Source organism: Bizionia sp. M204 (genome assembly GCF_023205095.1).
Classification (GTDB): domain Bacteria; phylum Bacteroidota; class Bacteroidia; order Flavobacteriales; family Flavobacteriaceae; genus Algorimicrobium; species Algorimicrobium hallyeonense.
The window spans coordinates 1,755,796-1,767,347 of the sequence record NZ_CP046242.1 but is presented as its reverse complement, the minus strand read 5'-3'; the positions used below and the strand labels follow the sequence as shown (position 1 = coordinate 1,767,347).

8 protein-coding genes and 1 pseudogene are annotated in these 11,552 nt (G+C 36.5%); 5 read left to right on the top strand and 4 right to left on the bottom strand.

Annotation, left to right across the window (positions count from 1 at the left end):
- Positions 1-2: 2 nt before the first annotated feature.
- Entirely contained in the window at positions 3-1,076 is a 1,074-nt protein-coding gene (locus GMA17_RS07995; protein WP_248395081.1) for a PorV/PorQ family protein, read from the bottom strand.
- A 682-nt stretch (positions 1,077-1,758) separates the two neighbouring features.
- On the opposite strand from GMA17_RS07995, the gene GMA17_RS07990 reads away from it, so the two are divergent.
- Together GMA17_RS07990 and GMA17_RS07985 are read left to right on the top strand one after the other, a co-directional pair.
- The gene (locus GMA17_RS07990) at positions 1,759-2,514 is read left to right on the top strand and encodes a phosphatidylcholine/phosphatidylserine synthase (RefSeq protein WP_248400635.1); all 756 of its coding nucleotides are present in this window, start codon (positions 1,759-1,761) and stop codon (positions 2,512-2,514) included.
- A 32-nt stretch (positions 2,515-2,546) separates the two neighbouring features.
- A complete protein-coding gene (locus GMA17_RS07985; protein ID WP_248395080.1) occupies positions 2,547-3,425 on the top strand; it encodes a DUF808 family protein in 879 nt (292 codons plus the stop codon).
- A gap of 368 nt (positions 3,426-3,793) precedes the next feature.
- Here the strand turns inward: GMA17_RS07985 and lptB are convergent, their stop codons facing one another.
- The 3 genes and pseudogenes from lptB to GMA17_RS07970 all read right to left on the bottom strand — a co-directional run bounded on the left by lptB (position 3,794) and on the right by GMA17_RS07970 (position 7,150).
- The gene (lptB, locus tag GMA17_RS07980; RefSeq protein WP_248395079.1) at positions 3,794-4,534 is read right to left on the bottom strand and encodes an LPS export ABC transporter ATP-binding protein; all 741 of its coding nucleotides are present in this window, start codon (positions 4,532-4,534) and stop codon (positions 3,794-3,796) included.
- A gap of 864 nt (positions 4,535-5,398) precedes the next feature.
- Positions 5,399-6,233 (bottom strand): annotated as a pseudogene (tatC, locus tag GMA17_RS07975) (twin-arginine translocase subunit TatC).
- Entirely contained in the window at positions 6,233-7,150 is a 918-nt protein-coding gene (locus GMA17_RS07970; RefSeq protein WP_371922436.1) for an SIS domain-containing protein, read from the bottom strand. The pseudogene tatC and the gene GMA17_RS07970 overlap by 1 nt, the downstream one beginning before the upstream one ends.
- 256 nt (positions 7,151-7,406) lie before the next feature.
- On the opposite strand from GMA17_RS07970, the gene GMA17_RS07965 reads away from it, so the two are divergent.
- The 3 genes from GMA17_RS07965 (at position 7,407) to GMA17_RS07955 (ending at position 11,550) form a co-directional block, all read left to right on the top strand.
- Positions 7,407-9,608, top strand: coding sequence for an ATP-dependent DNA helicase RecQ (locus GMA17_RS07965; RefSeq protein ID WP_248395077.1), 2,202 nt, complete (start codon positions 7,407-7,409; stop codon positions 9,606-9,608).
- Positions 9,609-9,800: 192 nt separating this feature from the next.
- Complete coding sequence (locus GMA17_RS07960) at positions 9,801-10,733, top strand: peptidylprolyl isomerase (protein ID WP_248400634.1); 933 nt, start codon at positions 9,801-9,803, stop codon at positions 10,731-10,733.
- Between the two features lie 112 nt (positions 10,734-10,845).
- Positions 10,846-11,550, top strand: a complete 705-nt coding sequence (locus GMA17_RS07955; protein ID WP_248395076.1) for a M48 family metallopeptidase — start codon at positions 10,846-10,848, stop codon at positions 11,548-11,550.
- The last annotated feature ends 2 nt before the right edge of the window (positions 11,551-11,552 follow it).

The window sequence follows — 11,552 nt, the reverse complement described above, 5'->3', positions numbered from 1 at the left end:
GGTTATCTAAAGATGCTAAAATCGAGTTTTAATGAGAAGACATTGGAGTAGAGGGCCACACTTTGGTCGCCAATATCCGTAAAGGCATAATCTACTTGAATGCCTTTGTACTTAAAGCCTAAGCCTATACTCGGTTGAAAGGATACGCTTTCGGTGTTGTCTATTTGTAATTCATTTTGAAAGTTACCAACGCCTGTGCGTAAAAACACCATATCCAGATAGCCGAATTCAAAACCAACAGCTGGTGAAATACTAGCAACTGATGTTGAAATAATATCGTTATTTTGTTCGAAGCGTACATTTAAATCTACTTCCGCTAATAAGGTATAATCATAGCGGATAATAAATTTTTTGGAGGCTCCTAATTGTAGTTTTGGAATGGTAATTTCGGTTGTTTCTGGTAATTCTTGATTTTGACCTTCCACGGCATTTTGGATGGTGGCAAATTCTTCTTCATCAATAGCCCAAGCATTAAAGGTGGTCGTAATATCGCGGGCCATGATACCAAATTTCCAATTGCTATCGGTTTCAAACTGAATGGCTGCATCTAAACCAAAACCCCAGGACGATGCGAAGTCGCCAATAATTCTGCGGATTACCTTGGCATTTATTCCATAATTTAAACCGTCTAAAGGTAATTTTCTAGCATAGGAAAAGGTGACACCATAATCTGCTGTTGAGAACAAACTAATTCTGTCGTAATTAATATTGCCTTCGTCATCAATTAATTGGGTGGTATTTAAAATATCATCTACCGCAAAACGGATAACCGAAATACCAATAGCAGACCGATCATCAATAGGCATGGCAAAGGCTAAATAATCATAATTGGCAATATTAGCGAAATAGCTAGAGTGCATGAGGGCTAGTTGCTTGTCCTCAATATTTACAAGTCCCGCTGGATTCCAATACCCCGAGTTAACATCGGCAGAATGGGCTGTTACCGCATTACTCATACCCAATGCCGCCGCATCCACACCAATATTCATAAATTCGTTAGAATATTTTCGGACGGCTTGACCATATACTGTTACAGAGACTAAAAAAACCAGTGCTGTGGTTCGTAATGCTTTCAAATACAATTCTTTTTTTGCAAAGATGCTACAATTTTTCAACATATTAAACTTCAAAATCGTTGAGTTATTGTCTTTTTGATATTTATATTTTTTAATTTATTCTAATATAGAGGTTCTATTTAAAGATTGTAGCTGTTTTGGTAAGTTGTGGCGTTGTGGGGTTGTGGAGTTTCAGAGTTTCAGAGTTGCGGAGTTGTGGAGTTACAGAGTTACAGAGTTACAGAGTTGCAGAGTTTCAGAGTTGCAGAGTTGTAGAGTTACAGAGTTTCAGAGTTTCAGAGTTACAGAGTTGCGGAGTTGCGGAGTAGCAGAGTTGCCGAGTTGTGGAGTAGCAAAGTTGCCGAGTTGTGGAGTTGTGGCGTTGTGGAGTTGCCGAGTTGTGGGGTTGTGGAGTTGTGGGGTTGCGGAGTTGTAGAGTTGCAAGGTTGCAGAGTTTCAGAGTTTCAGAGGTTGCAGAGTTGTAGAGTTGCAAGTTCCTTACTTCGGTAGGCAGGCCAGGTTCCAAGGTTAGGGTTTTGAAGTTAGAAGTTTCAATTGATATGTAGGAACATGCTGCTATTTTTTACTACAACCTTTATCAAGCTTGACAGGTTGTTGAATTGTATTTTGCCTATAAAAACGTTTCCAACGGTATTGTTTGCCGGCAATAGTTTACTATTTTTACAGGATTATACCGATAATGATGAAAAAACACATTCCTAATTTTATTACGCTATTAAATTTGTTGAGTGGTTGTATAGCTGTTGTTTTAGCTGTAAATAATCAGTTTGTAACTGCTGCCATTTTTGTTTTTTTGGGGATATTCTTTGATTTTTTCGATGGTTTTTTCGCGCGTAAATTTCATGTTCAAGGTCCTTTGGGTGTTCAATTGGACTCGCTTGCGGATATGGTTACAAGCGGCTTGGTGCCGGGCGTGGTAATGTTTAAGCTCTTGCATATGTCCTTGGGGAATCCCGCTTTAGTAGATTCAGAATCCTTATGGCGTCAGTCCTCCTTTTTTGATGGCTTGCATTATGCACCGTTAGCCTATATTGGTTTTTTTATAACGCTAGGATCGGCTTACCGCTTGGCAAAATTTAATATAGATGAAGATCAGCAAAGTTATTTTAAAGGTTTGCCAACGCCTGCCAATGCTCTTTTAATTTTATCCTTACCGCTCATCATTGAGTTCCAAAATCATGACGGGATGAATGCTTTGATTTTGAATCCTTGGTTTTTAATTATCATAACGCTTATTAGTACCTATATGTTGAATGCGCCGGTGAAATTATTTGCATTGAAATTTAAAACTTACGATTTTAAATCCAACATGACCCGCTATTTGTTTTTACTAGCAACCATTGTCATGTTAATAGTCTTACAATTTGCGGCAATACCTTTGGTGATTTTACTATATGTGTTATTGTCTTTACTAACCGCTAAGAGCATTCAAGCGTAATACGTTTTAACTTAATTAATACTTAACTTTTTATGGCTTCAGGATTTTTTGCCTTACTTGATGATATTGGTGCACTCATGGATGATGTGGCGGTTTTAAGCAAAGTAACCACCAAGAAAACAGCCGGAATTTTAGGAGATGATTTGGCTGTAAATGCCGAAAAAGCGTCTGGGTTTGTATCCTCAAGAGAAATCCCCGTTTTATGGGCCATTACCAAAGGTTCCTTTATTAATAAATTGATTATTCTACCGATAGCCTTTTTATTGAGCGCTTTTTTTCCAGCCGCTGTAACGGTTATTTTAGTTTTAGGAGGGATTTATTTGGCTTTTGAAGGTGCCGAAAAAATTTATGAATATGTAGTACCTCATAAACATGCTGAAGGTTCTACGCCTGATGTTGCCGTGGTACTAACCGAAGAAGAGGTTCTTGAATTAGAGAAAACAAAGGTGAAATCTGCTATTATAACGGATTTTATTCTATCGGTTGAAATTGTGATTATTGCTTTAGGTGCCGTGATGGGACAGACGTTATTACTTCAAATTATTGTTGTGACTATAGTCGCTATTATTGCTACAGTTGGTGTTTATGGTATTGTAGCTTTAATTGTTAGAATGGACGATTTTGGTTTAAAACTTATAGAAAATAGTGATGGAACGGGGTTTGGGTACCGATTTGGAACGCTGTTGGTTGGTGCTTTGCCTTATGTTATTAAAAGTTTATCAGTCATTGGAACTATTGCTTTGCTACTTGTTTCGGGCGGTATTTTTGCCCATAATTTAGATTTCTTTCATCACGTATTAGCATCTTGGCCCGGGCTTATTAGAGAGTTTCTAATTGGTTTGGTTATTGGGCTTTTGGCCGTTGTTGTTTTTAAAGTGGTGCTTTGGGTTATTGGGATGGTGAGAGGATAGACAGGATGTGGCGTTGTTTTCTGCTTAACGGCAGACAGGGTTGTTGCGTTGAATAGTTTTCTTGCAAAGTTGCAAAGACTCAAAGGCGCAGCGTTGTTTTCTGCCTAACGGCAGACAGGGTTGTTGCGTTGAATAGTTTTCTCTCGGAATAGCAAAGTGGCGAATTTTTTGCGTGTTGAGGTATGAGGTGGAATGGGTGAACGTTTCAAATAAAAAGAACACTATTATTCCTTTTTATAAATTTGGTGTTTATTTTTTAGAATTTTTATTTTTTGAACACTGAACACTGAACACTGAACACTGAACACTGAACACTGAACACTGAACACTGAACACTGAACACTGAACACTGAACACTGAACACTGATTTACTCTCTGATTTTCTTTTTACGCAGTTCGAAATTCTGTCCTAAATACACTTTACGTACCATTTCATCACTAGCTAATTCTTCAGGTTCGCCGGCTTTTAGAATACTACCTTCAAACATGAGATAGGTTCTGTCTGTAATGGCTAATGTTTCCTGTACGTTGTGATCGGTAATTAAGATACCAATATTCTTTTTAGTTAATTGTGCCACAATACGCTGAATATCTTCAACGGCTACGGGATCTACTCCTGCAAAGGGCTCATCTAGAAGAATAAAATTAGGATCGGTTGCTAGGGCACGTGCAATTTCTGTACGACGACGCTCACCACCTGATAATAAATCGCCTCGACTTTTTCGAATATGTCCCAAGCTAAATTCATCAATAAGCGATTCCATTTTATGTACTTGTTCTTTTTTGCTTAATTTGGTGAGTTGTAAAACGCTTAAAATATTATCTTCAATACTTAATTTTCTGAAAACGGAGGCTTCTTGCGCCAAATAACCAATACCATTTTGCGCCCTTTTATACATAGGGAATTTGGTAATATTGGTGTTTTCTAAAAAAATGTTGCCGCCATTAGGTTTAATAAGACCTACAATCATATAAAACGAGGTCGTTTTACCAGCACCATTAGGTCCTAAAAGACCAACAATTTCTCCTTGGTTAACTTCTAAAGATACATCTTTAACGACTTTCCGGCCGCTGTAGGATTTCATTAAATGTTCTGCTCTTAGTTTCATAGGCTTATACTCTGGGCTAAAATAGTAAAATCATGGCGACAATTTTATGTTTCTAATTGAATTTAAATAAAGTTTAACGCCTTTTCGGTTTAAATTTTTCCTGTTGCTTGTTAAAAGTAACAGGACGTTTAGATTTAGTTTTAATTGCCGCGGACATACATATCGACTTCGAATTTAAATTTTCTTTTTTGCATTGCCCAAAAAAGAAACAAAAAAGTCTAGGCTTACGAATCTTTATCTAAATTTTTCATTCAACAACTAAATTTTAGGAACTCGCTAACAAAATTTTGCTCGATTTTAAAAAATTGACTGCTCAAACAGCCTAAAATTTCACGTTGTTATTATGTCAAATTTCACGATAAATTTTCGATAGGCCGATTTAGAGTTTAAAGAAAGTTAATATCATGTTTAACTATTGTGACTTTAATAAAACGAATGCAATCCATTTAAATAAAGTTTAACGCCTTTTCGGTTTACAATTTTCCTGTTGCTTGTTAAAAGTAACAGGACGTTTTGATTTAGTTTCAATTGCCACGGACATACATATCGACTTCGAATTTAAATTTTCTTTTTTGCATTGCCCAAAAAAGAAATAAAAAAGTCTAGGCTTACGAATCTTTATCTAAATTTTTCATTCAACAACTAAATTTTAGGAACTCGCTAACAAAATTTTTCTCGATTTTAAAAAATTGATTGCTCAAACAGCCTAAAATTTCACGTTGTTATTATGTCAAATTTCACGATAAATTTTCGATAGGCCGATTTAGAGTTTAAAGAAAGATAACATCATGTTTAACTATTGTGACTTTAATAAAACGAATGCAATCCATTTAAATAAAGTTTAACGCTTTTTCGGTTTACAATTTATTTCTTCTTTAAATCTTTTTTAGCTTGTCTGGCTTGATTTCTAACCACTATTTTGGAAATATAAATACTAATTTGGTATAATAGCAAAATAGGAATAGCCACAATAACTTGACTCGCAATATCCGGAGGCGTAATAATGGCCGAAATAATTAAGACAATTACCAAGGCAAACTTGCGGTATTTTTTTAGAATTTGCGGCGTTACAAGTCCGATTTTAGTTAAAAAATAAATTACAATAGGGAGTTCAAACACGAGTCCGGAGGCTAGGGATGACGATCGTACTAAAGCAATATATGAGCTCAAATCTATTTCATTTGAAATTTCACTACTCACCGTATAGGTTCCTAAAAAATTAATAGATAAGGGTGTAACAATATAGTAACCAAATAGGACACCAATAAAAAACAGGATTGAGGTAACGATAATAAAACCGCGTGAATGTTTACGTTCATTTGGGTTTAGCCCTGGGCTAATAAATTTCCAGAATTGGTATACCACATAGGGAAATGCTATAATTAATCCGGCATAAATAGAGGTCCAGATGTGTGCAGAAAATTGGCCTGCCATGGTTCTGTTTTGAATACGGAATGGAAACTCTTCAAGGCAAAAGGTGGTTTCAATGCCTATAAATTGAGATGCTTTACACAGCCACTGATAGGTGGGGAAGCTCATTCTTTTTGGGCCGAAAATAATGGTTTCAAAAATGAAGTCGGATAATAAAAAAGCGAAAGATCCTGCTATTAAAATAGCGAATGTTGCACGAATTAAATGCCATCTTAAATCTTCCAGATGGATCCAAAAAGGACATCTCATTGATACTCTTTTTTGCCATTATATAATGCCTTCTTTTATTAAGTCATGAATATGAACGATGCCCGCATATTGGCCATTTTTTTCAACTAATAATTGGGTAATACCATAGGATTCCATCAATTCTTTGGCATCCACAGCCATGGCATTTGCATCAATACTTTTTGGGTTTGGACCCATAATATCTTTAGCGGTTAAATTGCTAAAGTCGTTGGATTTTGTCAGCATGCGCCTTAAATCGCCATCGGTAATAATACCCACAACTTTATGGTTGTCTACAACGGCTGTAACACCTAACATTTTTTCAGAAATTTCAATAATAACCTCCTTAATATTGGTGTTTGGATTTACTTGTGGTTTTTCATTTACGTCGCTCATATCGCTCACCCGTAAATACAATTTTTTACCCAATGCACCACCGGGATGGTATTTGGCAAAATCGTTGCTGGTAAATCCGCGAAGTTCTAATAAGCAAACCGCCAAAGCATCACCCATAACCAATTGTGCCGTGGTACTTGTTGTTGGTGCTAAATTATTAGGGCAAGCTTCTTTTTCTACAAAGGTATTGAGTAGGAAGTCCGAGTTTTTTGCTAGGAACGAATCGCGATTACCTGTAATGGCAATCATTTTATTTTTTGCACGTCTAATAAATGGCACCAGCACCTTAATTTCTGGTGTATTTCCGCTTTTTGAAATACAAATAACCACATCGTCTTCAAGAATTAAACCTAAATCGCCATGAATGGCATCGGCTGCATGCATAAAAACGGCAGGTGTTCCAGTTGAGTTTAACGTGGCTACAATTTTAGTCGCAATTATAGCACTTTTACCAATACCGGTAATAATAACACGGCCTTTAGAATTAAATATACATGTAACAGCATCCGAAAAATCGGTATCTATTAAGGAAGACAAGTTAGCAATGGCCTGACTTTCCATGTTAATAGTCTGTTTGGCAGTGTCTAAAATGGTATTTTGAGTTTTCAAAATTTATTATTTTTTTGGGTTGATGCTTTTAAAGATTTTATTATCTTTAAAGTTATTCAAACTAAATAATTAATTTGTTGGTTTTTGAATGTTGCAAAGCTAACAAAAATAATTATGAGAGTTCTGTAAATGCACTCGTAATTAATTAATAGCAAAATTCAATACAGTGCGTTTTAAATGAGGGAAAATAAAATTTTAAAAACGATACATGTCTGTAAATGAAAATGACTTGCACAGCGCATTAAAAACCTATTTTGGATTTAGTGCATTTAAAGGCTTGCAAGAACCAGTAATAAAAAGTCTTTTATCGGGTAAAGATACATTTGTAATCATGCCAACGGGTGGCGGAAAATCATTATGTTACCAGTTGCCAGCGTTGATGCAAGAGGGTACTGCCATAGTCGTGTCTCCTTTAATTGCTTTAATGAAAAATCAAGTAGATGCTATTCGTGGTGTTTCTGATCACCATGGTGTTGCCCACGTTTTAAATTCGTCTTTGAATAAAACCGAAATAAAACAAGTTAAACACGATATAACAGCCGGCATAACCAAGTTGCTATATGTAGCACCTGAATCGCTTACTAAAGAGGAAAACGTTGAGTTTTTACGATCTGTAAAAATCTCGTTTATGGCCGTTGATGAAGCCCATTGTATTAGTGAATGGGGTCATGATTTCCGACCGGAATACCGAAATTTAAAAAGTATTATTGAACGTATAGGCGATAACATTCCAATTATTGGCTTAACAGCTACGGCCACACCAAAGGTTCAAGAAGATATTCTTAAAAATTTGGGAATTCATGATGCTATGACCTTTCAAGCATCCTTTAATAGACCTAATTTGTATTACGAAGTCCGCCCAAAAACCAAAAATGTGGATGCGGATATTATTCGCTTTGTAAAGAAATACGAAGGAAAGTCGGGAATTGTATATTGCTTAAGTCGCAAGCGTGTAGAAGAACTAGCCCAGACCCTGCAAGTAAATGGTATTAAAGCTGTGCCGTATCACGCGGGATTGGATGCTAAAACGCGGGCCAGCCATCAAGATATGTTTCTCATGGAAGATGCGGATGTTGTGGTTGCAACCATTGCTTTTGGCATGGGCATTGACAAGCCGGATGTCCGTTTTGTAATACACCATGATATACCGAAGAGTATAGAAAGTTATTACCAAGAAACGGGTCGTGCTGGTCGTGATGGCGGCGAAGGCTATTGTTTAGCATTCTACGCCTATAAAGATATTGAAAAGTTAGAGAAATTTATGTCAGGCAAGCCTGTTGCTGAACAGGAAATAGGTCATGCCTTGCTTCAGGAAGTGGTTGCTTATGCCGAAACATCTATATCCAGACGAAAATTTATTCTTCATTATTTTGGTGAAGCATTTGATTCTGAAACTGGCGACGGTGCTGATATGGATGATAATATGCGTCATCCTAAAAAGCAGCATGAAGCCAAGAAGAATGTTGTTTTACTGCTAGAAACCGTTTCCAAAACGAATGAAAAATATAAATCTAAAGATTTAGTACAAGTTATAATAGGTAAAGAAAATGCCTTAATTATTTCTCATAAAACCAACGAGCAGCCATTTTTTGGGCTGGGTAGTTCGGAAAGTGATAAATATTGGATGGCTTTAACACGCCAAGTATTAGTTGCTGGTTTGCTTAAAAAAGATATTGAAACCTATGGTGTTATAAAATTAACGCCAGCAGGTTTGGCCTATCTGGAAAATCCGAAGTCGTTTATGATGACGGAAGATCACTTATTTAATGCCGAAGTAGATGACGCCATTATTACCGCCTCTAAAGGTGGTGGAGCCGTTGCCGATGTGACATTGATGAACATGCTTAAAGATTTAAGAAAACGAAATGCCAAACGTTTAGGGGTGCCGCCATTTGTTATTTTCCAAGACCCATCATTAGAAGATATGGCTTTAAAATATCCAATTTCTATTGAAGAAATGAGCCATGTACATGGTGTAGGAGATGGGAAAGCTAAAAAGTATGGTAAAGACTTTGTGGATTTAATTACACGCTATGTGGAGGAGAATGATATTGTGCGACCGGATGATATGATTGTGAAATCGACAGGCATGAATTCGGCACTCAAGCTATACATTATTCAAAATATAGACAGAAAGCTACCGCTTGACGATATTGCATCGGCAAAAGGAATGTCTATGAGCGAATTTATCAAGGAAATGGAGGCTATAGTTTTCTCTGGAACTAAATTGAATATTAATTATTGGATTCAGGATATTTTGGATGAAGATCAGCAAGAAGAAATTCATGATTATTTCATGGAAGCCGATACGGATAAAATAGATGTTGCTATAGATGAATTTGATGGGGATTATGACGATGAAGAATTGCGTTTATACCGTATTAAGTTTATTAGTGAGGTGGCGAATTAGGTTCAAGTTCCTTCCCTCGGCAGGCAGGCAAGGGTTTCTGTGTTGGCAGTTGAGGAAGGTTTAAGGATTATATTTCAAAAGGCTCTTCATTGCTAGGTTCTTATTTTGCCTTTAGCTTCAAGTTCCACTTGGATTTCAATTTTACTTTAAGTTCAATTTCATATCTTTGCACCTCATTAAAAAAACAATATGATGCAAGACGGATTATACGCAAAATTTCACACTAATAAAGGTGACATTTTAGTTGCTTTAGAATATAAAAAAACACCAGGGACCGTGGGTAACTTTGTTGCTTTGGCTGAAGGAAATTTAGAGAATTCTGCTAAAAAACAAGGCACACCTTATTATGATGGTTTAAAATTTCACCGTGTTATTCCAGATTTCATGATTCAAGGTGGTTGTCCACAAGGAACCGGAACAGGAAATCCAGGTTATAAATTTGACGATGAATTTCATCCAGATTTAAAGCATGATGCACCGGGAATTTTATCGATGGCGAATGCCGGTCCTGGAACTAATGGGAGTCAGTTTTTTATTACTCATGTTGAAACACCTTGGTTAGACGGTAATCATACCGTTTTTGGAAAGGTAGTGGAAGGACAAGATGTGGTTGATGCTATTGCGCAAAGTGATACGCTTGATACTTTAGAAATTATACGTATTGGAGAAGATGCTGAAAAATTTAATGCCGTTGAAGCTTTTAGAACGTTTGAAGGTTCTCGCGAAAAGCGCTTGGCTGAAGAAAAAGCAGCAAGTGAAGCAGAATTAGATACATTAGCCGCTGGTTTTGACAAAACAGAAAGTGGTTTGCGTTATCAAATCCTTCAAAAAGGAAGCGGTGCACAAGCAAAAAAAGGTCAAACGGTATCAGTACATTATAAAGGTCAGTTGGCGGATGGAACGGTTTTCGATTCATCATACAAGCGTAAGGAACCGTTAGAATTTCAAGTTGGCGTTGGTCAAGTTATTGCGGGTTGGGATGAAGGTATTTGCTTATTGCAAGTAGGTGATAAGGCTCGATTGGTTATTCCAAGTCATTTAGGATATGGTGCCCGTGGTGCTGGAGGTGTTATTCCAGGCGATGCCACCTTAATTTTTGATGTAGAATTGGTTAACGTTAAATAATTTTTAGAAGAAAACAGATTTACACTGTAACAAATAGTCAAAAAAACGTCTCATTTTTAATGGGACTTTTTTTTGCTTAAATTTTAGCAATCACCACAAAAAATATAATTTTATGAAGTTAGCATATACCTATCTATCCGTTTTCATTGTTGTTTTTGTTATTAGCTGTTCAAACAGTATCCAGTATACAGATGCTATAAAGGCAGAGACTTCGGGTCGGTATTTATACCATCCCGATGCTGTTATTGACGTTTTTTATAAAAATAATCATTTGTTTTTAAATTGGCGAGGGGCCGAAATTAAACCGGTTGCCCTGGATGAATACACTTTTTTTGTACCTGATATGTATCAGAAATTGCAATTTTTGAAACACCCAAGTACCAAAACTTCCTATTTGGCTATTATTCCAGAAAACGAGGGTGATTCTATTAGGTATGCCTATAAAAAAGTGCCTGATACTTTTAATACGCCGTCTATGCATTTAGCAAATAAAAATTATGAGGCCGCACTTCAAGGTTTTCTAGCCATTAGAAAACAAGACTCTGTTTCGGTATTTATAAACGAGCGTGACTTTAATAGTATGGGCTATGAATTTTTGAGGGATAAAAAATATGGTGATGCCATTGCTGTTTTTAAACTGAATACGGCGTTGCATCCTGATAGTGATAATGCTTATGATAGTTTGGCGGATGGCTATTTAACCCAAGGTGACAGCCTATTAGCATTTACGCATTATAAAAAAGCACTTGAATTAAATCCTAGTAACAAACGCGCCATGAAATATGTTTCGGCTTATGCATTGAAAGTGACGGATTAAGA

Bases quoted from the DNA above. Each gene is read 5' to 3' on its own strand.
- GMA17_RS07970 (WP_371922436.1), bottom strand. From the start codon at position 7,150: ATGGAAAGTCAGGCCATTGCTAACTTGTCTTCCTTAATAGATACCGAT.
- lptB (WP_248395079.1), bottom strand. From the start codon at position 4,534: ATGAAACTAAGAGCAGAACATTTAATGAAATCCTACAGCGGCCGGAAA.
- GMA17_RS07985 (WP_248395080.1), top strand. From the start codon at position 2,547: ATGGCTTCAGGATTTTTTGCCTTACTTGATGATATTGGTGCACTCATG.
- GMA17_RS07965 (WP_248395077.1), top strand. From the start codon at position 7,407: ATGTCTGTAAATGAAAATGACTTGCACAGCGCATTAAAAACCTATTTT.
- GMA17_RS07955 (WP_248395076.1), top strand. From the start codon at position 10,846: ATGAAGTTAGCATATACCTATCTATCCGTTTTCATTGTTGTTTTTGTT.
- GMA17_RS07990 (WP_248400635.1), top strand. From the start codon at position 1,759: ATGAAAAAACACATTCCTAATTTTATTACGCTATTAAATTTGTTGAGT.
- GMA17_RS07960 (WP_248400634.1), top strand. From the start codon at position 9,801: ATGCAAGACGGATTATACGCAAAATTTCACACTAATAAAGGTGACATT.